The following is a 22793-nucleotide window of genomic DNA, read 5'->3' as shown; positions in this document are numbered from 1 at the left end:
TCCCTAGCATTTTGCCACAATCCCATCAGCCGGGGTTTTTCCCTGTTCCCCTAGCGCCCCGACTCAAACTGCGGGCGACGGCAGTTAACTGGCCACAGGCTCGTAGGGATCCCTGGATTAAATGACTTGCGGCCAGGGGACGGCGCAGTAAGGCTTGGGCCAGGGGGAGGGGTTGCAAGGCCCCTTGAGCGGTAAAAACGCCGCTGAGATCTGGTAAATCCTGGGCCATGGTGTCGCTCACCACCCGTAAAATAGCCACGGGAATTTCGGCCGTTGCTCCAAAGGCCAACACCGCTATATTTTCCATGTCCACCACTTGGGCACCGGATTTTTGCCCCAACAGTTGTTTTTCTGCCCCACTACAAACCACCTGGCGCACGGTAATGCCTTTGACCAGCGGAATCTGCCAATGGGGCTCCAACAAATGATTAATTCGCTCCATCAAATGGCGATCGCCAAAGTATTCTGGCTGCCGACCATGGTCCCCATGGCCCCAATATTGACACTGCTCTACCCAGACAGCCTGGCCAATGCCGTAATCAGTGGATAAACTCCCCGTTACCCCCATCACCAATAAACCTTGGGGCTTTTCTGTTTCCGCCCAAGTCTGGGCCAGGTTTTCTAAGAAAGATTGCACCGCTGTGGCCCCCACTGGCATAGCCTGCAAATGTATGTGGTTGTTTTTCCCTAAACCTTTGGCGATCGCCTGGGCTTCAGTGCCCTGGGGCGCAAGAATCCACCAAGGAATGGTGAGGGGATTGAGATCGACTGGAATCATGTGTTAATGTTAACTCTTGCAAATAATTCTTATTTAAAGTACCGTTTAAATACTTGCTTTAGATAGTTTAGTTCTGAGCTTTAAACGGGATCAGCCTTCCCACCATTGTTTCCGCGTTTCTGCCCTTGGTTCCTATGACAGTCGCCCAATCTTCTCCCGTTGCCTGCCTTTCCCCAGAACCCTCCGTTTTAACGGTACAGGACGTAGGCAAAAGTTTTCGAGGGCAATCAACTCCAGTACTCCGGAAAATCAGCTTTAATCTGGCACCGGGGGAAATTCTGGGACTATTGGGGCCGTCGGGCTGTGGCAAGACAACTTTGTTGAGAATTATTGCAGGTTTTGAAGCCCCCACCAGTGGCACCGTTCATTTGGAGGGGGACTGTGTTTCTGGAGAACATGGGCTTACTCCCCCAGAACAGCGTCAAACGGGCATGGTCTTTCAGGATTACGCCTTGTTTCCTCACCTCACCATTGCCGATAATATCGCCTTTGGTCTACGCCACAAATCCCAAAAGCTGAACCGTCAACAAATCCAAGGTCGGGTGGGGGAAGTGCTCCACTTAGTGGGATTAACGGGACTGGAAAAACGCTATCCCCACGAACTGTCCGGTGGTCAGCAACAGCGCATTGCCCTGGCCCGGGCCCTGGCCCCCAAACCCAATTTGATTTTGTTGGATGAACCCCTCAGTAATCTAGACGTACAGGTGCGCCAAAGGCTACGACACGAAATTCGCCATATTCTCAAAGCCACCGGCACTGCCGCTATTTTTGTTACCCACGACCAGGAAGAAGCCATGGCTATTTCTGATCGCATTGGTGTGATGTATCGAGGTAACTTGGAGCAAATTGGCACCCCCGAGGAGATTTATCGATCGCCTGCTTCCCGTTTTGTGGCGGAATTTGTCACCCAAGCCAATTTCGTTCCGGCTCAACGCCAAGGGGAACTGTGGGCCACGGAGTTTGGCCAATGGCCTTTAACTTTCCAAGGCATTCAGCCCGAATTGCCCTCAGCGGGGGAACTGATGTTGAGGGAAGAAGAACTGGAACTGAGCCCCGCCAGTGATGGCCCCGTGATCATCCGCGATCGCCAATTTTTGGGCCGGGAATATCGCTACTGTTTGGAAACCGCCGCCGGTCTTCAAATCCATGCCCGTACTTCCTTGCAAACGGCGATTCCGGTGGGCAGTAGGGTAAATTTAACGCCCACCAATCCCTGTCCCCCCCTATTTGCCCAGGTCTGAAGCATATTTGATGGTATTAGTCGGTTAACGGTCTAGAATGGGCGGTGTTGTGGCCCCACCATTGCCGTGAGTGAATCTCCCTTAACGATTGTCATTGTTGATGAGGATCCTGTCTTTCGCCTCGGATTGATCACCGTTCTGGGAAGGGAGACTGGTGTGCAGGTGCTGGGGGAGGGGGACACCCTCGATGATCTACGGCAACAGTTGGAAACCCTGATTCCCAGTATTTTACTGATCGATCCCCAGTTTCCCCGCCGTTCCCAATCTGGCTGGCCCCTGCTACGACAATTGAGCTCTGCCTATCCCCAGGTGAAAATTTGTTTGCTCACCGCTAGTTTGGAATACGATCAACTACTGGCGGCCAAAACCCAAGGTGTTACAGCTTATTTTCCCAAAGGAACGGCGATCGCCGACTTGGTGACGGGTTTAAAACAAGTCCATGGCGGCCAAACCTGCTGGCCTAGTTTGCAAACTGTCAACGCGCCCCCCTTGAGTTTGTGGGAAAGGCTGATCTGGCCTCTGTTCCGGAACGGGCTAGGACAAATCGAGCAAAGCCTCCAACAAGTCCAGGAGAGTTTACAAGTACCATCCCTATCGGACTTTGACCGACTATTTTGGCAGGGCAGACAAAGGGAGCTTAAATTTGCCCAGTGGTTAGTGCGGCATTTATTACCCCATCGCCTCAAAATCTGGCATAAAGCTACTAATGTTCTGACTGCCCCCCCCACCGCCTTACCAACCCCTAGTCCCCGCCGCTCTGGAGTTAGGGCCATTACCCTCCGTCCCCCTGGTAACCTCAGTGCCCTGGGGCAAATTCTCCGACAAATGCCCCTACAGGTGGAAAATCTCACCCCTATCCCCCTGGAATTGGACATTCTTCAGCCCCTCAAACGCCAGGAACTCCTTTCTCTGGGGCAACAACAATTGGAAACCACCATCAAGGAACTCCAAGCCCTACGGATTACCCCGGCCCAGCTACCGGACAATTGTTTATCCATTGTGGGGGAAATGTGGCGTTCTTTAAGCCTGACATTTTTTGGTAAATACTGTCAGCCCAAAAGCGAGTTTAGCCTTGAGCAAATCCAGTCTTTATTGGAAGTTTACCAGCCCATTATTTGCCGGGAAAAATTGGTTAAAATTCCCTTTGTCGTGTCCTTGTTTCACCATCTTCTTTTCGGCGAGCCCCTGGTGGTTAATCAAAAGGCATACCCCTTAGGATCCACGGAAGCGCAACAATATAGTGACCTATACGCCCAGAATTTAGTTATTCAATTGGCTAACAGCACCATGGTTTTCATTTTGAACTATTTTGCTGACCATGAAGCCATCAAACTTGCCCTTTATGAATACTCCATGCTTTCCTCCCGGCAAGTAGCCCGGTTCCGCAACGATTTAGCTTGGTACTATCAATTTAGCCGCTACTGGCTTAATCCCAAACAAATTTTTGAAAGTCAACATACTCTGTTGTATCTCACCCCCGCCGGGATTGTGGCCACCCAGGTTTATGCTCCTCGGCAACAGGAATTAACCCAACTAAGGGCAGTACCTTGGTTTGTCACCATTGTCCTAGAATGTCGTGATGCCCTTTCTCCCCGTGTCAGATCGGTGATTGAATTTGTGGGTAACGGTGTGGTATTTTTGCTGACCCAAGTGGTTGGCCGGGCGATCGGGTTGGTGGGGAAAGGCATTATCCAGGGCATTGGCAATACCTGGCAGGAGAGCCGCAGTCAACAAAAGCGTTCTAACTGATCCTCGTATGCCCGGATCTGATTCAATACGGCAGTTTAGCTTAACGATGGCAGAAGCAATTAGACAAAAATTGTTTTCTAACAAGGCTTTGTAACTACTTTCTTGCCTTCGATTAAATTAGCTATGCTTGTGGTTACTTACTCAATTTGCTTAAAATAATCCTAATTTATACAAATCTAACCTCGAGTTTACTCAGTATTTTCCGACTAATAAAATGATTTCCTCTGCCTCTACTTTTGGTCAACATCAAGAAATTTTAGCTATTGCCACCCAGGGCAAAAGTCTCCATAATTTCACTAGTAAAATTCAGGCGGTGGTGCAACATTCTGGCATTAAAACAGGACTTTGCACCGTATTTGTACGCCATACTTCCGCCTCGTTAATTATCCAAGAAAATGCTGATCCCGATGTATTGACAGATCTGGCCATTTTCTTTGCCCAATTGGTGCCGGAGGATGGCCGTCGTTACCGCCATAGCACGGAGGGTTTGGACGATATGCCTGCCCATATCCGGTCTGTGTTAACTAAAACCAGTGAGCAAATTCCCATTGTCAATGGTCGTTTAGGCTTGGGAACCTGGCAAGGAGTTTTTCTCTGGGAGCATCGGCAACGGCCCCATCAACGGGAAGTAATTGTCCACGTCAGCGGTAAGGTTTAAAGCCCCCCCTGCATCAACGAATTTGAGGGAGAGCCAGAGAAAAGTCTCTCAGTATTGCCGGAGCTTCAGTGGGGAGACTTGGGAAAAAGAAGATTTATGAACTACTACGCTCCTGCTGCGGGAGGATGGGGTTTCTGAGATCCCATCAGCAGAAGTGTGTTTTGAGGGCTTCCTCGAACCAATTTGCCGCATCGATCCACAACAAGTAGCAGATGGGGTAGAGCTTAGTTCTTCAGGTGCTTGCTGAGTAACTGGTTCGATGACTGTTAAAAAATGATTAACCAAGCGGAAGTTGGAGGGTTTCGGCACAGAGCCACAGAGCTCGGGGCACGTGGAAACAGCCTTTCCATTTACCGCCCTTGAGGTTGAGTAACACCTCTCCGCGGCGATTCAGGTAGCCAAACCATTCTCCATACTTAGGATCGGCGAAATGACTCCAGGAGTAATCATGGACCCGCTCAAACCATTGCCAGCATTTTTCTTGGCCAGTGGCTTGGTGACCCTTGGCTAGGGCAACCAGGGTTTCCAGATGTACCCACCAGAGCTTTTGGTCCCATTCCAGTTGTTGGGGAGGATGGCCCTGGCGGTCGAGGAAATAGAATATGCCACCAAATTCTTCATCCCAGGCATATTCCAGGGTGTTCAACACCACTTCAATGGCTTGCTCCTGTAGCTGGCGATCGCCGGAGCGTTGGGCAATGTCCATCATGAACCACATGGCTTCAATACCGTGGCCTGGGTTGAGCAAACGCCCTTCAAAGCTATCGACAAATTCTCCGCTGGGGGTCACGGCTTCCCGCATCAATCCTAGTTCCGGGTCGAGGAAATCTGTCATCACTTCTTTGACGGTTTGGTCCAAAACTTCTGCCACTGTAGCGGGGGGCAATAACCATTCCATCTCTAGGGTGAGGTTGGCTAAAATCATCGGCACCGCCAGGGATTTGAGGGGCCTGGTACCAGGGTAGGACTTTTCGTATTGGCCTTTGGGATTGTGCTGACGCCGTAGAACGTTGTTGTAGGCTTGCAGGGCAATGGCTTTGGCTTCCTCCGCTCCACTAGCTAGGGCATATTGACTAAAGGCCATGGCGGCGAAGCAATCAGAAAAAACGTTATAGGGTTGCCGCAGGGGTCTGCCTTCCTGATCCAAAGCAAAATACCAATTACCGTCCTGATCTCGGCCATGGCGAGCTAAAAAATCAGCACCGTGGCGGGCAATTTCTAACCATTGGGGTCTTGGTTTCAAACGGTTATAAAAAACGGCAAATTGCCATACCTGACGGTTTTGTAACCAAATGAATTTATCTGTGTCAAAAACCTGGCCTTGACGATCTAGGCAGGTAAAGTAACCTCCCCCCTGGCGATCGAGGGAATATTTTTCCCAAAAGGGCAACACGTCCTGGTGTAGGGCCTGGTGATATTGCTGGGCTAGCTCCTGACGGCGATGGGCAATCATACAATTTAACTATTAACGACGCGATGGATGGCGGTGCACAATGGCTCAGTTTTCAGACAACAACACAAGATAGCACGGCTGGGCAAAAAATTAGTTTTGCTCCGGGGGGAATCGAGTAAAAATTTCTCTATCATTGATAACTGTGAAAATTTGTTAAAAATCCTTACTTTGTTAACAAAAAGCGGGATTAATTTGAGTCTTTAAATCATCATTAAATAAAGAAGACATTTTTTCTTCCTCCGCCCAGTGTTGCCTGCCATGATTTGCTTTCCCCGTCCCCTTTTCCTTTCCCTAACGGCGATCGCCACCGTTAGTTTCTGTGCCTTGGGTTCTGGCCTAGGGGGAGTTTTACCTAGTCAGGCGGCCCTGACTCCTCCGTTCATTGCTCAGGAAAGGGATTCCGCCGTTGCCATAGAACAAAAGTTGTTGGAGGGATTTACGGAACTGGAAAATGGTTCCCCCCTCAAGGCGATCGCCATTTTTACCCAGGTGATCGACACTGATGGCCAGAATGCCGATGCCTATAATTTGCGGGGGGTAGCATATATGGTGATCGAACAGTACACAGAGGCCCTGGCGGACTTTGACCAGGCCATTGCCCTGAGCCCTAACGATCCAGCCATTTATTTCAATCGGGCTAACGTCCATGGAGTACTGAATAATTACCAAGGGGCGATCGATGATTGCGGCCAGGGAATTTTGCTTGATCCCCAGGATGTAGATCTCTTGATCTGTCGAGGCCAAGCTCAATTGGGGTTAGAGCAACCCCGCCAGGCCATTCCTGATTTTGACCGGGCCATAGAGCTTGATCCCCGTTCTGAAGAGGCCCATTATTTTCGCGGACTCTCATATACCATGGTGGGCAATTACGAACGGGCTTTGGCCGATTTGAACCGTACCATTCGCCTCAATCCCTCCAATGCCGATGCGTTCATTCTCCGGGCCGGTATCCGGTCGGAACAGGGAGCAGTAGAGGAATCCCTGGAGGACATGATTCAAGCAATTAATTTGCTCGATCGCCAGGGGGAATTGGAAAAGGCCGCCGAAATTCGCCAATTATTGGGCTATTGATCCCACCCCCAGTTCAAGGGCCAGGAAAAATTGACTAGAAAATCAGCAATTCCTGACTGGGGTTAAACGACGAATAATTAACCCCAAGCAGAACTGCTATGATTGACCTCTGAGTTTGAGAATGTGGCAGGCTTTTCCTATGGCTGACTGGCAGGTAATTGAGGGCAACATCACCGCCCCCAAAGGTTTTAAGGCGGCAGGCATCACGGCGGGACTAAAACCGTCCGGTTCCCCGGATTTAACCCTGATTTACTCCGAAACTGAGGCGATCGCCGCCGGAGTTTTTACCACCAGTCAAGTGCGGGCGGCCTGTGTGGACTATTGCCGTCAACGGTTACAAGCCAAGGCCAGTGCCAGGGCTATTTTGGTGAATTCTGGGCAAGCCAATGCCGGCACCGGCAAACAGGGCTGGGATGATGCGGTGGAATCGGCCCAACTTTTGGCCCAGGGACTGAACATTTCCCCCGAAAGTATTCTACTGGCTTCCACTGGAGTCATTGGCCAACGGATCAAAATGGAGCAGTTACGCCAGGGCATTACGCCGTTAATCCAATCCCTTGCCCCCAACGGCGGAGACAAGGCAGCGAAAGCCATTATGACCACAGATTTGGTGCCCAAAACCATCGCCCTGGAAACGGAAATTGACGGTCGGCCCGTAAGGATGGGGGGCATTGCCAAGGGATCCGGCATGATTCACCCCAACATGGCCACCATGCTGGCCTTTGTCACCTGTGATGCGGCAGTTTCCACTGCCCTCTGGCAACAGATGCTGAGCCGAGCCACCCAAAAAACCTTTAACCAAGTGACGGTGGATGGAGACACTAGTACCAACGATAGTTTATTTGCCTTAGCCAATGGGGAATCCCGCACTGCCGCCATTACGGAAATGGGGCCCAACGCTGAGAAGCTAGAAGCCATGCTCACCGCTGTTTGCCAATATTTGGCCAAGGCGATCGCCAGGGATGGAGAAGGGGCCACCTGCTTGATCGAAATTCAAGTGACGGGCGCCCCCGACGACCAAGGGGCTAGGGCCGTGGCCAGAACCATTGCCGGCTCCTCTTTGGTTAAATCTGCTATTTTTGGCCGGGATCCCAACTGGGGCCGCATTGCCGGAGCAGCGGGGCGAGCCGGAGTCAAGTTTGACCAAAATAATCTACGGATTAAATTAGGGGATTACGTTCTTATGGATCAGGGACAACCCTTAACTTTTGACCGTTCCGCCGCTAGTAATTACCTCAAGCAGGCCGCCGCTGGCGCTTATCTACAGCAGGACACAGTGCTAATTCAAGTGGATCTGGGCACAGGTTCGGGACAGGGGACCGCCTGGGGTTGTGATTTGAGCTACGACTATGTACGGATCAATGCGGATTACACGACCTGATCTGTTTGGTCGCTGGGATAGGATCTAGTCCTATTGCCTCGCCCTGTTGTTAGACTAGTATCCATGAACCGTTCTATTCCTAAAATTCGTGAGCAGTTAACTCAGATTGAAAATCAAACGGCCATCCTGGGGCATCACTTTGCTGCCACCTATGACCAGTATGCCCAGCGTCTGGGGCAAATTCTCCGGCAACAGGGGGTCTATGCCGTTTATCAGATTTGCACGCAAATTTATCCCGATACTTTTCTCCAGCTAGACTATAATCCCCGCCACAAATTTCAGAGCCAATTACGCACGGCGATCGCCAAATTTTACGATCAACTGCTAGCAAACCTGGAAAAGGAAGGAATTTTTCTGGATTCTTCCCGTCAGGGACAAATTGTGCCGGAACCAGAGGGGAATACAGAGGACGCTGAAGAATTGATCCTATTGGGGAACAATGGAGACAACCCAGAAGAGGAAAAATCAGAAGATGGCAATGTTCCTGACCTACAGGAAATCAAAGATTTTCTTAGCCAAGCTTTACAGAAAGAAGGTCTATCCCTAGAAATGTTATTGCCCCAGGGAATGGAGGTCGCAGAGGCGAAAGTACCAACGGTGATTAAAACTCCCGAGGATCTACAAAAATGGCATTTACAGGTGGAAAAAGTTCTGCACCGTAGTGTGGTGGCCCTGTCAATGAACATTAATCGTTTGCTCACTGCCAGTAAAATTATTCCTCCCAATCTGCCCCTCCACATTCTCGAAATGGCCCTACAGTCGGAAGATGACCGGCTAGCCCCCAACCGAGAAAAAATGCCCCACGTGGTCAATCTTTTGATCGAAAAAGCCCAAAAACCAGAGTCGGATCATGTTTCTCAACAGTCCACTGACCAAGGGGAGGAAGATGGGGAAAACGATGACGATGAAGACCTGTCTCCAGAAGCCCTAGAGGAATTGATTCACCGGTCTAAACGGGGACAAATTAGCCGTTTGACAGCCCTAAATTTGCGGCTGAAGGATCTGGAATTTAGTGACGTTAATCTAGGATTAATTCGTAAACAAATTCATACCTATCTAAAGGATTTGAATAAACTGGAAAAGCAATATCGTCAGTTAGAGCGACAGCAGGTAACGGCCAAGGCGGAATTGGCCTGGCGTAGCACTTGGCAAAATCAAGACAATGGTGGAGCTTAATGGGGGTTCTCCAATAGGAACCGGCCCGGAAGTTAGCGGGAAACTAGATACAAGCCTTCCTGCATTGCTGAAGTTTTAGGAGACAGGGAAAAAACCTTGTAAGTCAACTCGTAAAGAGCCAATTATTTTAAACCCTAGACCTTGGTAGCACGGTTGCGACTACCCTCCATTTCCCTTACTTTTTTACCGCGCCAGAATAATCGAATGGGGGAACCGAAAAAACCCAGTTGTTTACGGAATTGCTTTTCAATGTAGCGGCGGTAATTGTCATTAAACCGGTTGGGATCGTTAACAAATAAGGCGATCGCCGGTGGTTGGGTAGAAACCTGGGTGCCGTAATAAATTTTGCCCTGCTTACCCTGACGAGTGGTGGGGGGAGAATGCCAACTAACAGCTTCCTCCAACACTTCATTGATCACAGCAGTGGTGACCCGACGACGATGTTCCTGGGCGGCAATATCCACACAATCAAGGATTTTTTGCACCCTTAGGCCGGATTGGGCACTGACAAAGATCATTTCTGCCCAATCCATGAAATAAAGCCGAGCCATCAACTGTTCCCGGTGCTCGTAGATGGTGTAGGAATCTTTTTCCACCGCATCCCATTTATTGATCACTAGTACAACCGCCCTGCCATCTTCAATGATGCGCCCCGCTAATTTCAAATCCTGTTCTGTTACCCCATCCAAAACATCCAACACAAATAGGACCACATCGGCCCGGCGAATAGCCTTAAATGCCCGGTTGATGCCAAAAAATTCCGCGCCATAGTCCACATTCTTTTTTCGCCGAATGCCTGCAGTGTCAATCAGGCGATATTTTTGGCCGTTGCGTTCCACCACCATATCGATGGCGTCCCTGGTGGTGCCGGAAATGGGGCTGACAATGGCCCGTTGTTCTCCAGTCAGGGCATTGAGCAAACTGGATTTACCCACGTTGGGACGGCCGACGATCGCCACTTTGATCTCATCTTCCTCCTGCTCTTCCTGGGTGGGTGGCAAATAGTCCAACAGGGCATCGAGTAAATCTCCTGTGCCACTGCCGTGGATCGCCGACATGGGATAGGGTTCCCCCAGCCCCAAATGCCAAAATTCCGCCGCTTGAATAGCACCCTGGTCAGGGGATTCGCACTTATTAACCGCTAAAATGACCGGGACAGATTGTTGCCGGAGCCACTGGGCAATTTCTTCGTCGCTGGCGGTGGGACCCTGTTGTCCATCCACCACAAAAATGGCCGCTTTCGCTTCCGCTAGAGCCAGGTTAGCCTGTTCTCGAATTTCGGGTAAAAATTCGCTGTCATCGTTGAACACTAACCCCCCCGTATCCACCACTTGGAAATCCCGGTCTCGCCAAAAAGCTGGACGATAGGTACGATCCCTGGTGATGCCTGGCTGGTCATGAACAATGGCTTGTTGGTTGCCGGCTAAACGATTAACGAAGGTGGATTTACCCACATTGGGGCGGCCGATAATGGCGACGATGGGAAGGGACATAGAAAATTTAAAAGCAAAAAATTGAGAATAATGAAGAGAAATCCGTGGCTTTGTGGCGATCGCCGTTGAATAGATCGAGGGAAAACAGTTATTTCTGACTTACTCAAAGTTAATGCGTATTCCAAAAAATAGGGATATTATGTCTTCTGATTGGTGTGAGTTTTGAGTGAGGAAAAATCGCATGACTTTTAACAAACCAGCTCAAATGCTTGGTCTTCTAGGAACATGGTTGATGCTCGGAGGTTGGAGTAGCGACACGGATCACCATAGTATCAGTTCTCCGCCGGCTTTGGCTGACCTATCATTAGTCCCTAACGAAAAAATTCCCCCTATCTTCACTCCAAACAACTATTACAGCTCGACTACTTCTCTTTCTCTAGCCACCCTGCTTAGCCAACGTCCCAGTCTATCAGGCGATCGTTCCATTTTAATTGTCGAAGAAGAGGAGGATAATTTTGCTGTTCTCCAAGCCGTTACCCTCACCATTGATAACGTAATTTTGCACATTAACGGGCAACAAACTGCCGCCGAGCTAACCCTAGATTCCCGCACCAATCGTTTAGCTCTGGTGGTAGAAGGAGTGAAATTAGCCGATTCCATCCCCATCAACCAGGACAATGCCGGCCCCGATGGTACTCTGATGAAACGTCGCCTCAAAATTAAGCAATTAGACCGGGGTGTGGTGGAAGTTAGTCTTAATGCTCAGGAACAGAGTTGGGCTGTCCGCTTCCATAGCCAAGGTTTGCTCCTAGCTCCCACAGCGATCGCAAGCACCGGGGAAACCTTAGAAGTTAGAGAAGAGGTCAGTCAAGGGGAATTATCCACTGAAGAAACTTTAATGGTTTCTGAGGCAACGACGATCGGCGGAGAAACAGAAGCAACAAGTGTGGAGACAACTGTTACTGAATCTGCCCAGAATGCGGCCACAGAAGAATCTTCTGGGCTTAACCAAACCAATGAACTTGACATTGTTACTGGCCCCATTGAGCCAACAACTTCTTCTGAAGTAAGTACCACGGAAGTTCTAGCAACACAGATAGAAAACAATGGTAGTCAAGAAAAAGTAGAAGTAGTTCAAACTGATCAAATAGAAGCACCAGAAGTCAACATCACAGAAACCGAAACCCTGGATACTGTTGAATTTGTCCAAGAGGAAATGGTAGAAGAATCTACCCCAGAAGAATCTGAAATTACCACGCCTTTATTGCGTCAACCCTTAAGAATATTAAACCTGCCCACCGCTAACCAGCTTTTGCAAGGACAAGTATTGGGCACATTTGGCCAAACCCAAACTTTTGGTGGGCCAGGCACGGGCAATCAAACCTACTTTATTTACGCTGATTGGGGACTCACTAACGACCTGCAGGTGGGTTGGTCCTTTATGTACAATGACGACCCCACCTACAATGCTGTCAATGGATCTTTTATTGAGCAGTTATATCAATCTACAGGTCCGAACCTAAAATACAACATTTACGACGATGAAAACTGGGGTATTAATATCCTAGGTTCCATTGAGCAGTTTCAAATTTACAGTGGTCCTGGACTATTCAATAATGCCAATTCTCCCACCTTGAGTAGAACTGTTGCCGGGACTGTACAACTCCCCATTTCCTATAACTTGAGCGAACAGTTTCAGGTTACTTTTACCCCGGCAGTTAATATTTTTTCTGATAGTCTCAATAGCATTCCCTTTTACGGCACAGTCTTTAGCCTCGGATTAGGGGCAAATTGGCGTGTTTCCGAACAGCTTTCTCTTTTTGGTAATACTATAGTCCCATTGTCCGGAGGCAATTCTATCAACACATCCAGGGAAATATCCAAAACTCCCATTTGGTCTTTTGGTGCCAATTATGCCTTTAGTAAAGCCGTCGGTTTTGAGTTGAGCTTAACCAACTCCTTTGGGGGTACCCCGGCAACTGGTATTTTAACTTTACCCACCGCCGCTAATGAAATTCTGTTAGGAGCCCAGTTCAAGATAGCCCCCCTTGCCAAAGAAATTTATCATGTTGACTATACCGACCGACAAAAAAGATTACTGTTCGACTGGTTTACGCTAACAACTCCCTATGTTTTTCCCACCGATGATTTTGGCATACGTTTTACAGCGGATACGGGGGGTAGTATAGGGGGAGGAATTTTTTACAGCGTACTGCAAAATTTCCAAATGGAGTTGCTCCTTTCTTCCATTGGTGGTTTTGACACCCAATCAGTTATAGACTCATCCCAGGGAACAGCGACCCAATGGCGTTTAGGGGGCAAGCTTTTATTTTTAAACCAAGCCGATGGGGATCCCCTCTCAATCAGTGGCCGTTTGACTGGTGGTCGTGATATCAGTGAAGCAGAACAAGGATATTTTATGCTTGAATTTCCCTTTATGTATGAAGTCAATAATCAATTAGCTTTGCTATTTTCTCCCAAGGCTGCAATTACTGGTGGCAAAACTCCGGTGGGTTTGGGGTTAGGGGCGAATTATCAGATTTCCCCTGCCATACAACTAATTGCGGAAGTGACTCCCCTTGTGACTGGTGAAAGACTGGTATGGTCAGCCGGTTTAAGACTATTCCCTTTGGAAAACTTGGGGATCGATTTAATAGGCACCAATGCCACCAGTCAACTTGATTTAGGAGAATTACTGGCGGAGCCGGGCACCCGCTTCTCCGCAGGCATACAATGGCGCTTTGGACAGGGCTCTAGTAAATAGCAAATCTATTTCTTTCTCCCTTGGGCCAATAAATCTTAGGTTTTGACTTTCTGGAATAGGGCAATTAAGATTTATGGCGGATCTTCCGCTTAGCCATATAGCCATAGACGTAAAATCTCCGCCCTATCCTTTTCTAAATTCCAAGCAGGCACAGCTATGGATCTTGGGCTCAGAGAAGAGGGGAAAAAACGGTGTGCCGGTGGGGACTGCTAAAATTGTGGGGTCTTCGGACCATGTCCCCGGACAAATGATCTTAATTGATGGATTGGTGTAATCGGAAACAACCATGCGAATTTGGCCAGTGGTTCTGACAGGATTAGTTCTCATTTTTCTTTCCTTTAGTGGTGGTTGGGCGATGGCCCAGACCTGGGCTCCCCATGGTCAACCGAAGGATAGCTTAATAGCCCAGGCAAGCATTCCACAGAATTTGCCCCCAGTCATCCCAGAAAATCCCCGTTCCGTTGATCCGATTCCTACCCGTTACCTTCCTGGTTTTGAGTCCTATATTGAAACCTGCACTAGCTGTCATATTGCTCTACCGCCGGAAGTGTTGCCCCTGGAATCTTGGCAGGAAATTTTGCGCCGTCCGGATGTTCATTATGGGGTCAGCATTCCCAACATTAATCGCTTGACCCAGTTACTTATTTGGGATTATGTGAGTACGTTTTCCCGACCATTGCCCCCCAATAACCCGGTTCCCCTCTATGCGGAGAAATCGCGCTTTTTTAAGGCTCTACACCCAAGGGTGCCCATGCCAGAGGAGGTAACAAGCAATACCTGTGTCACTTGTCACCCCGGGGCAGAGGTTTTTGATTTTATTACCTTGGCTCCCCAATGGCAGGATGCCCCCTAGGCAAAGGCTGATCTAAACAGGCAAATGCCACTGAAAATAGTTTTTGCCCTGCCCGAGGAAGGGGGATTGTGCGCCTACGAAGCTAGTACTGAAGGAGTTTTAGCAAAAATCATCCGACCAGCGGAGGTTTGTAAAGCTGAAGTGACAATGACCTGCAATTCTGAGCCCACATGGTTGCGTCCTTCTTCCACCACCACCATGGTGCCATCTTCTAGGTAACCTACTCCCTGGGAAGCTTCCTTGCCTTGTTTGACGATTTTTAAGGCGAGGGAATCCCCTGGCAGGTAAATGGGGCGCACGGCCTGGGCTAAATCGTTAACGTTGAGAATTTGTACTTTCTGCAAATTGGCAACTTTGCTGAGGTTGTAATCATTGGTCAGTAAAATGCCATTGATTTCCTGAGCCAAATGGACTAGTTTGGCGTCCACAGTGGCAATGTCTTCATAATCAGCGGAATGAATGACAATGCTTTCGGGAAAATCCGCCTGGATACTGCCAAGAATATCTAAGCCCCGCCGGCCTCGCACCCGTTTTTGGTCGTTGCTCGCATCGGCTAATTGTTGTAGTTCCGCCAAGACAAATTGGGGCACTAATACTTGGCCTTCAATAAAACCGGTAGCCAATAGGGGTTCAATGCGGCCGTCAATAATGCAACTGGTATCAACAATTTTGGGCGCGATGGGTTTGAGGGTGCCCTCGGCCAACAACATGGTTTCAATGCTGTTGGGGTTAATGAGGCGCATAAAGGTGCGGCCATGGGTGTCGGCCAAACTGATGCCAAGAAAGGCAAAAATAATACTGCCAAACACTGCCAGGGTGGGCTTAATAAACGAAAATTCCCCGGGAATGGGTAACAAAAAAATGGGGGCTAGCATGAGGTTGGCAATCAACAAACCAATGACTAAACCCACTGCCCTAGTGAGAATGGTTTCAATGGGGGTTTGGCGAATCTGGTTTTCCAATCTGCGGTAGGTAGTTTGGGCCACCAGCCCGATCGCCAGGCCGATAATGGACATGAAACCCGCCGCCAGCCAACGCAGGGCGTCCATGTTAGAAATTTGCATCTGGACGGAATCCGGTAACAGATCCACCACGGCGAAGCCGACCCCTGCAAAGGTGAAAATGGAGAGGAGAATAATAACGGCGTCTAACATGGCAGAGTTATGGAGCTGGCGTTGATAACTTGGAGGCGGCAGGAGGTTTACAAAAATTGTTCAATCTGGATGGATTTTTCCAATTGGTAACTTTTCCTGAAGTTCCATATATTATATCCGCCTGGCCTGAAACTGATGGGATACTATAATTGGTGAAGACCTCGTTTCTAACGCCATGAATGACAATACCTCTGCCTCGCTTCGGGACTCTGAAAAAATAGAAGTTTCCATTCAGTTGGACTCGGATCTGATGGATCAAATTCAGCATTTGACCAATGAGCCGAATCGGGTAATTGAAATGGCTGTGAAGCAATGGCTAAGGGGGGAAAAACAACGGGACGATGAGCTAACCCGCAATTTGCGCCGCAATCCCCCCGTTCCCCCCCGGGGAGAATGGAACGACTAACTTTTTTGGCTTTCTCAGGGAGAGATAGACTCCATGGTTGGTTATGCTATTTCTCCCGCTGACTCCACCACTTAACCATTTTTTGACATGGGACAGCCGAGCGATTTGACGGAATCCACCCTCAGATTTTCTTCTTTGGATCCTCTGCACCCCCCTGTTATTTCCCAGTTGACGGCGATCGCCAAAAGGATCCGACGCAATAGCCTCCATCTACCCACCATTTGGCAAGAGGCGGTGGATAGTATTGGCTCTACCTTGGGAGTAAGCCGTTGCCTGCTGTTGACTAGAGATGCCCAAAGTCGCCACCTACAGATAGAAGCGGAATTCTGTCAGCCTACGGTAGCGGCCTTTACCAACCTGATTGTGCCGGAGGAAAGTGAAATTTGGCGGCGGCTATTTGAGCAACACCAACCCCTCACTCTCTACGATATTCAGTTTCAAGGGGAGGATTTGGCGGGACTGTGGATTTTCCCTACCCTCTACCAAGACCAAGCCAACGGCTATCTCTGTTTGCAACAACTGGGCCCAGCCCCTGGCCCTTGGCATCCAGAAACGGAAGCCCTGCTCCAGGAATTGGCCGAGCAAACTGGAACGGCGATCGCCCATGCCACCCTCTACCAGGAATTAAGACAGGCCACCAAAGCGGCGGAAGAAGCATCTCGGCTCAAAAGTGAATTCCTGGCCAGCACCACCCATGAACTCCGCACTCCATTAAATGGCATCATCGGCTTTTTGCGGCTAATTTTAGATGACATGGCGGATTCGGAGGCGGAAAAACACGAATTTATCGAAGAAGCTTACCAGTCTGCCCTGTTACTGCTGAATTTAATTAACGACATCCTCGACCTAGCTAAAATTGAAGCGGGGCGGGTGGGCATTGAATTGGAAGTGGTGGATTTTGGTGAAGTGCTCCAGGCGACGGAAAATTTTGCCCTGCCCCAAGCCCAAAATAAGGGTCTCAGCTTTTGCCTAACTGTTCCTCCCCAAAGGCCCTTGGCGGTTTACGGCAATCAGCGTTGGTTGTTACAGGTGATGCTGAATATTGTCGGCAACGCCCTCAAATTTACCCATGAAGGGGGTATTACAGTGACGGTGGAAGTGGTGCCCCGCACTGTCGTCTGGGAAGGGGTACAAAAACCAGGACTATTAAAAGTGAGCGTGGGAGATACGGGGATTGGGGTTTCCCTGGAGCAACAGTCCAAGTTATTTAAAAAATTTGTGCAAATTGATGGCTCCCACTCAAAAGCCTATGGCGGTACGGGATTGGGACTGGTAATTTCCCAAAAGTTGGTGGAAACCATGGGGGGTAAAGTGGCCTTTTTTAGTATGGGGGAAGGACTGGGGTCCACCGTCACCTTCACTGTTTTGCTAGAGGAATTACCCTAACGGAGGGTGGAGGCTTGGCGGCCAATGCGTCGACTATAGGCTTGGGAGTCCAACCCATCCCCTTGGTAAAGGTATTGGGGCGGAATACTCCTCTGCAGTGAGGTAATGCGATTTTGGGTCAGGGGATGACTGCTGAGGAACTCTGGAGCGGCACCACTCTGTCGCCGTAATTTTTCCATGAAACTAACCATGCCCGCAGGGGCATAGCCTGCCCGCACTAGGTTCCTTAGCCCCATGGCATCGGCGCTTAATTCATCTTCCCGACTCATGGGCAGATTAAAGCCCAGTTGCATCGCCATCTGGACAATGTTATTTTCCCGCATACCAGCAGCGGAAATTAATCCCTGGGAAAGACCCACATCCCGCATTCTGGTCACGGCATGGCGCTCGGCAATGTGGGCAATTTCGTGGGCGATGACGCTGGCCAACTCAGCTTCATTTTCGGCGGCGGCAATCAGGCCAGTATTAACGTAAACAAAGCCCCCCATGGTGGCAAAGGCGTTAATTCTGCGGTCATCCACCACCTGGAATGTGTAGGGGATATTGGGTCGGCTACTGGTACGGGCTAATCGTTGGCCAATTTCGTTGATGTAACTCTGCAATTGGCGATCGCCGTGGGGACGAAATTCTCCCCGCTGGTAAAGTTGCTGATTAATCTGTTGCCCCAACCGTACTTCCTGCTGGTCAGAAAGATTGGAAAGTTGAATCACCTGTAGTCCTTGGAGCAATAAATTCATCCAGGATTGGGCCCCCGCTGGAGAAGCAATGCCAACGGTGACAGTGGCGGTGAGAACAACGGTGAGAATCCAAGCAAAAAAATTTTGATAGCGACGACGAAAACCCATCTCGAATTAGGCCCAATTAGTTCACAGTAACCGCCAGGGCTGCCATGGATAGGTAAAAGAAAAGTTAGGGAGAATAAATTAGGGTAGAGTCGGCCACAACAAGCTTACTAATCATTACCAGGCCAAGGACAGCCATCGACGGATAAATAAATCCTATAGCCGAGAACCCAGAGCCTCCCTTCACCCTATGGCAGTTCCTAATTTGCTCTAATCCAGTTGATCCACTGGACTAAATCCTTCGTCACCTAGGTTTCCTTCAATTTCTCGCTACTTTGTACTATTTTTATCGTGGTTCACGGCCATGGCCCCGGTTTTGTGTTGTGGTTAATCCTGGGCTAGGGCTTCTAACAGAAGCGCCATTTGGCTGATCAGATCCTGCTTAACCAATGGTTCTAGGGGCTTACGGTCGGCGATTTGAGGGCGGTCAAAGTATCGACCCAGTCCTTCTTTCACCTGTTGTTGAATGAGGAATTCCAGTTCTTCGGAAGCCCGTTGACGTTGATATTCGGCCCCTTCTTCGGAGGTGGCGTACAGAGGTGGTAAGCGGTTGAGGGCATAGGCGGCAATGTCAGCAATATCAGGTTGTTTTTCCGTGGTTTTCTGATATTTAGACACCTGGGAAACCACCTCAGTCAGGACCATTTCTTCCATGACGTTAATGAATTGTTTGTGGGGCATGGCAACTACGTCCCCGGCCAACAGGGCCGCCATCAGGAGATCGAGCGCTTCGTATTCCCCTTGATCCAAATCCACCCCACTTTCACAAAGACGCCCCACTTCTGCTTCCATAGCGGGGGTGAGGTATCCATCCTGGATGGCTTTAGCAAAGATTTCTTGGATGCTCATGGGGGACTTAATTCGGAGTGGAAGGGCTGACTTTGGGAAGAAAAAAGGACAGAGTTCTGGGACAGTTGCCGGCCATGGAGTTTAGCTGTTAGCTCAGTTCTATCAACGGGCCACAAAAACATGGTTTAACAATAGCTGTTTAATCATATCTTTGGCCATCCATTGCTTTGGCCGGATTATTAATTCCTAACGGCGGGGGGTAATGTAGGCGATCGCCGCTAGGCGCACAATGGTGGAACGTTCCGAGTCATCGACCAGCCCGAGGCCATCGGTATCTTGCCAACGAATAACACCGAAGATAGAATCCCCCGTTAGCAGTTTGACTTCCACCGGGGCTTGATCTTTGATCAAAAGTTGTACTTGGCGGACACTGGGTAATCCGCTATCAAATTTACTCATCGGTTTTCCTGCAACTCCCCTCAATCTTAATATGTTAACGGTATTTCGAGGATGGAAACCCCAAAAAACATCTGCCCACAGTCAGAGTATTAACCATCAACAAATTTAGCGGAGAGGCTCCTGTGGGATGCTCTGAACCCGTTGCAAAAGTAATTCTGGCTGGAGAGGTTTAAGCAAGTAATCATCAATGCCCTTTTGGGACAATGCTTGCCACTCCGCTGATGATAGAGACTCACTCAACAAAAAAACCGTGACTTTACTGATACGCCGGGAATTTTTAATTCCTCTGGTTACTTCCGTTACATCGGCAAAATCCCCATCCACAATAATCAAGCCCGGTTGTAACAGTTCTACCTGTTGCAGGGCATTGGTGGTATCAATTAACCAGATGACTTGATAGTTAGCCACGGTCAATAATTCACAAATCAGTGTGGCAATTTCCTCATCCTGTTCGATGACAATCACACTGGAATTAAAGGGCATAACCGCATCCAACTTATTTTGGACTGGTCCCTTGGTAGCCAGGGGTAAACTCTGTTGAGGAATTATGGTGGTGAAAATTGTCCCCTGCCCAGGACTGGATTCCACTTCAATGTAACCACCATGGAGCTCCACCAACTGTTTGGTTAAAGCGAGGCCTACCCCGCCGGTTTCATAAAAGCTAGTGTAGCTGTCCCCCACTACTTTAAAGGCCTCAAACAACACCGGCAACTGTTGTTCATTGATGCCAATGCCCGTATCTTCCACCTGAAAAATAGCCTGGTTCTTTTCTTTCCAAATACGGAGAATAACTGTGCCTTCCGCCGGGGTAAATTTCAGTGCATTGTTGAGTAGTTGGGTCAAAATTTGATCCAGCCTTTCCTGGTCAGCACAGAATTGATCCTGGCCTAAATTAATTTGGTAGTCTAGCTCTAAATTAATTTGTTGTTTAACCGCCACCCCCATTAGGGAATGGATCACTGTCTGGGCTAGGGTGTGTAGGGAAAAAGATTGACTGTTAAGGGCTGTTTGACCAGATTCAAGCTGGGAAAGTTGGATAATGCTATTAATCTGATTCAACAGTTTTTTGCCATTTTCCTGTATATTTAGCAGGTAATATTGTTGCTTAGCCGGTGGCAAAGATGTGGGATGATCAAACCACCTCAATAGGGTACCAGAAAGACCAATAATACTAGTTAATGGAGTACGTAATTCATGGGAAATATTGTTAATAAATTGACTTTTGAGGAGGTTAGCCGCCTGGGCCGCCATGAGTGTATCCCGCAATTCCTTGGTTCGTTCAATTACCCGTTTTTCAAAGTTATTTTTCTGATTTTGCACTTCGCTATACAGTAGGGACTGAACAATCGCTACGGCTAGGTGTTCGCCAATTTGACCCAAAAAATTCTTTTCGCTGTCCAACCATTGCCGGGGATGGTGACACTGGTGAGCAATCAACAAACCCCAAAGCTGTTCTTCAACGATAATGGGAGCAACCAATTTGGCCCGTACTTGATAGCGTTGTAGCAGTCCAACTAAACAATAGGAGGAAGAGTAGTGGTTTTCAATGTCATTGACCGCCACCACTGCGCCCTTGAGGTATTTTTGTTCGTAGCTGAGCACCTGGGAAAAACAATCATTTTCAGTCATGATTCCCAACATGGTGTCAATTTCTGGCGATCGCCGCGCTTCGTAGGTCACCTCCCCGTACTGCTGGCGGGGCTTAGTCGACGTGGGCTCTTCCCCCACCGGGGCCAGGGATGGCTGATGGTAATGAAATTGGTAAATGACTAGGCGATCGACAAAGAGAAATTTTTGCACCGCCGTCACGGCCTTATTGAGAATTTCCGCCAGGTCTAGGCTTTGACGAATTTGGGCAATGACTTGACTGAGAACCTTTACCTGGCTGGCCTGCAAACTGTCTTGGAGGGAAGGCTCTGGGGAAAAGCTGGTGCTGTCACTGTTGAGAATTTCCAGTAGCCCCAGGGTCAATTGTTCGGCGATGCTGGGACCAGATTGTTCCTCTGGCCGGTGGGGCATAGCTTCCGCTGCGACGGGTAAATTTTGCTTGTCGATAAAATCTTCGATGATGCCCTGTGCAAAGGTGATCGACACCGCATAATGATGGGGAGAGATTTGTTCTCCTTCCAATAAAGCCCATTGTCCTGGACTAACGAGGAGCGCAAAACGGTGATCAATTTCTGCCTCAAGCACCGATGGCCCGGGGGAAGGGTTCAAACTACTGGGTAAATCCCCCACAAAACACTGCACTCCATCCCCTGTTTGTTGGGCAAGGGTACGCCAAAAACGGAGCAAGCGCTCAAAGGTGACAGCAGGTAAAAGTCGACGGAAAATGGGGGAAAAAGCAGGTAGCATGCCGAATTGAACATAGACTGGGCAGCGGCATTCAAGGACCAAGCCCCATGGATTTCTTTTTCCATCATGCCTAGGTTTTTGCCTAACTCGTCAAAATCTAAGTATTTTTAAAGATCTAAGGTTTTTTTAAGGAAATTATTTTGCCAGCCCCTGCTAATTCATAGATTTATTTCCATATATTTTCAACTATTATGCATCGCCTTGTTAGTCTTCCCGGTGGTTGGACCCCGGCCATGGAAGGGGTTATTGTCATTGAGCAAACTCCGGCCCCACTAATTTTTTTAACCGCCGCCGACACTGATATTCAGACGATCGCCAAGGTTTGGCCCCGATTGCCCGGAAATTTTCCCTCCCTGCGGATTTGTAATCTGCTTAATTTGCAACAGTCCTTTTCCCTCGATGACTACGGTGATCGGGTGTTGAGCCATGCGGAGGTGATTGTGGTGCGGCTGTTGGGGGGAAAAAGTTATTGGCCCTATGGCTTAGAAGTGTTGGGGGAACTAGCGCAAACTAAACCAGGGCTGAAACTATTTGTCTTGCCGGGGGACGATCGCCCAGATCCATCCCTGATAGACCAGTCCACGGTGCCCCTCACCGCAGTGCACTCCCTATGGCAATATTTTGCTGAGGGGGGAACGGAGAATATTCGCCACGGCTTAATGTGGTTGGGGGATTATGGTTTTGACTGCAATTATCAGCCCCCTGCCCCCCAAATAGTACCAAAAGTGGGAATTTATCGTCCTTAAACGGTTTTTTCTCCACTACAGGCCCCTTAGCCTCCAGCCAACGGGAATTTTAACTGGTCAATCTCGCCACTGAACATCCCATCGTTACCCTGGGTAGAG

At 49.1% G+C, this 22793-nt stretch carries 19 protein-coding genes; 11 read left to right on the top strand and 8 right to left on the bottom strand.

The annotated features are described in order from the left end of the window. Positions 1-25 precede the first annotated feature (25 nt). Positions 26-778 carry a hypothetical protein gene (locus IQE94_RS07830; protein ID WP_212717268.1) on the bottom strand — a complete coding sequence of 251 codons (753 nt, stop codon included), beginning with the start codon at positions 776-778 and terminating at the stop codon, positions 26-28. Between the two features lie 134 nt (positions 779-912). On the opposite strand from IQE94_RS07830, the gene IQE94_RS07825 reads away from it, so the two are divergent. The 3 genes from IQE94_RS07825 to IQE94_RS07815 all read left to right on the top strand — a co-directional run bounded on the left by IQE94_RS07825 (position 913) and on the right by IQE94_RS07815 (position 4426). After that, on the top strand, positions 913-2019 hold the full coding sequence (locus IQE94_RS07825; RefSeq protein WP_212717266.1) for an ABC transporter ATP-binding protein: 1107 nt from the start codon (positions 913-915) through the stop codon (positions 2017-2019). Positions 2020-2085: 66 nt separating this feature from the next. Beyond that, on the top strand, positions 2086-3768 hold the full coding sequence (locus IQE94_RS07820) for a DUF3685 domain-containing protein (RefSeq protein WP_212717264.1): 1683 nt from the start codon (positions 2086-2088) through the stop codon (positions 3766-3768). A gap of 214 nt (positions 3769-3982) precedes the next feature. After that, positions 3983-4426, top strand: coding sequence for a secondary thiamine-phosphate synthase enzyme YjbQ (locus tag IQE94_RS07815; protein WP_212717262.1), 444 nt, complete (start codon positions 3983-3985; stop codon positions 4424-4426). Between the two features lie 277 nt (positions 4427-4703). On the opposite strand, the gene IQE94_RS07810 is transcribed toward IQE94_RS07815, so the two are convergent. Further along, on the bottom strand, positions 4704-5879 hold the full coding sequence (locus tag IQE94_RS07810; RefSeq protein ID WP_212717260.1) for an AGE family epimerase/isomerase: 1176 nt from the start codon (positions 5877-5879) through the stop codon (positions 4704-4706). A gap of 258 nt (positions 5880-6137) precedes the next feature. Between IQE94_RS07810 and IQE94_RS07805 the strand changes: the two genes are divergently transcribed. The 3 genes from IQE94_RS07805 to IQE94_RS07795 all read left to right on the top strand — a co-directional run bounded on the left by IQE94_RS07805 (position 6138) and on the right by IQE94_RS07795 (position 9507). Next, the gene (locus tag IQE94_RS07805) at positions 6138-6950 is read left to right on the top strand and encodes a tetratricopeptide repeat protein (RefSeq protein WP_223343074.1); all 813 of its coding nucleotides are present in this window, start codon (positions 6138-6140) and stop codon (positions 6948-6950) included. Between the two features lie 121 nt (positions 6951-7071). Continuing rightward, positions 7072-8331 (top strand): bifunctional ornithine acetyltransferase/N-acetylglutamate synthase, encoded by a 1260-nt coding sequence (argJ, locus tag IQE94_RS07800; RefSeq protein WP_212717256.1) that lies wholly within the window; start codon positions 7072-7074, stop codon positions 8329-8331. A gap of 63 nt (positions 8332-8394) precedes the next feature. Beyond that, complete coding sequence (locus IQE94_RS07795; protein WP_212717254.1) at positions 8395-9507, top strand: hypothetical protein; 1113 nt, start codon at positions 8395-8397, stop codon at positions 9505-9507. Between the two features lie 134 nt (positions 9508-9641). On the opposite strand, the gene der is transcribed toward IQE94_RS07795, so the two are convergent. Beyond that, entirely contained in the window at positions 9642-11000 is a 1359-nt protein-coding gene (gene der / locus IQE94_RS07790; protein ID WP_212717252.1) for a ribosome biogenesis GTPase Der, read from the bottom strand. 181 nt (positions 11001-11181) lie between these two features. Between der and IQE94_RS07785 the strand changes: the two genes are divergently transcribed. Further along, positions 11182-13704: a DUF5777 family beta-barrel protein gene (locus IQE94_RS07785; RefSeq protein WP_223343072.1), complete on the top strand. Its 2523-nt coding sequence runs from the start codon at positions 11182-11184 to the stop codon at positions 13702-13704. A 286-nt stretch (positions 13705-13990) separates the two neighbouring features. Then, a complete protein-coding gene (locus tag IQE94_RS07780) occupies positions 13991-14557 on the top strand; it encodes a hypothetical protein (protein WP_212717248.1) in 567 nt (188 codons plus the stop codon). 74 nt (positions 14558-14631) lie between these two features. Here IQE94_RS07780 and IQE94_RS07775 read toward each other — a convergent pair whose 3' ends face one another. Next, a complete protein-coding gene (locus IQE94_RS07775; protein WP_212717247.1) occupies positions 14632-15711 on the bottom strand; it encodes a PIN/TRAM domain-containing protein in 1080 nt (359 codons plus the stop codon). Between the two features lie 175 nt (positions 15712-15886). Between IQE94_RS07775 and IQE94_RS07770 the strand changes: the two genes are divergently transcribed. Both IQE94_RS07770 and IQE94_RS07765 read left to right on the top strand, forming a co-directional pair. Then, positions 15887-16117, top strand: a complete 231-nt coding sequence (locus IQE94_RS07770) for a hypothetical protein (protein ID WP_190598760.1) — start codon at positions 15887-15889, stop codon at positions 16115-16117. Between the two features lie 87 nt (positions 16118-16204). Beyond that, positions 16205-17503, top strand: a complete 1299-nt coding sequence (locus tag IQE94_RS07765; RefSeq protein ID WP_212717246.1) for an ATP-binding protein — start codon at positions 16205-16207, stop codon at positions 17501-17503. Here the strand turns inward: IQE94_RS07765 and IQE94_RS07760 are convergent. From IQE94_RS07760 to IQE94_RS07745, 4 genes are all read right to left on the bottom strand, one after another. Continuing rightward, a complete protein-coding gene (locus IQE94_RS07760) occupies positions 17500-18348 on the bottom strand; it encodes a M48 family metallopeptidase (protein ID WP_212717245.1) in 849 nt (282 codons plus the stop codon). The genes IQE94_RS07765 and IQE94_RS07760 overlap by 4 nt on opposite strands. A 324-nt stretch (positions 18349-18672) precedes the next feature. Next, the gene (locus IQE94_RS07755) at positions 18673-19194 is read right to left on the bottom strand and encodes a late competence development ComFB family protein (protein ID WP_223343071.1); all 522 of its coding nucleotides are present in this window, start codon (positions 19192-19194) and stop codon (positions 18673-18675) included. 186 nt (positions 19195-19380) lie between these two features. Continuing rightward, positions 19381-19593 (bottom strand): RNA-binding protein hfq, encoded by a 213-nt coding sequence (locus tag IQE94_RS07750; protein ID WP_212717244.1) that lies wholly within the window; start codon positions 19591-19593, stop codon positions 19381-19383. Positions 19594-19698: 105 nt separating this feature from the next. Next, positions 19699-21948 carry an ATP-binding protein gene (locus IQE94_RS07745; RefSeq protein ID WP_223343069.1) on the bottom strand — a complete coding sequence of 750 codons (2250 nt, stop codon included), beginning with the start codon at positions 21946-21948 and terminating at the stop codon, positions 19699-19701. 191 nt (positions 21949-22139) lie between these two features. On the opposite strand from IQE94_RS07745, the gene IQE94_RS07740 reads away from it, so the two are divergent. Next, positions 22140-22694 carry a cobalt chelatase gene (locus IQE94_RS07740; RefSeq protein ID WP_223343065.1) on the top strand — a complete coding sequence of 185 codons (555 nt, stop codon included), beginning with the start codon at positions 22140-22142 and terminating at the stop codon, positions 22692-22694. Positions 22695-22793 lie beyond the last annotated feature (99 nt).

This window comes from Synechocystis sp. PCC 7339, from assembly GCF_019924095.1.
Taxonomy (GTDB): Bacteria; Cyanobacteriota; Cyanobacteriia; order Cyanobacteriales; family Microcystaceae; genus Synechocystis.
This window is presented reverse-complemented; position numbering and strand designations above follow the sequence as displayed.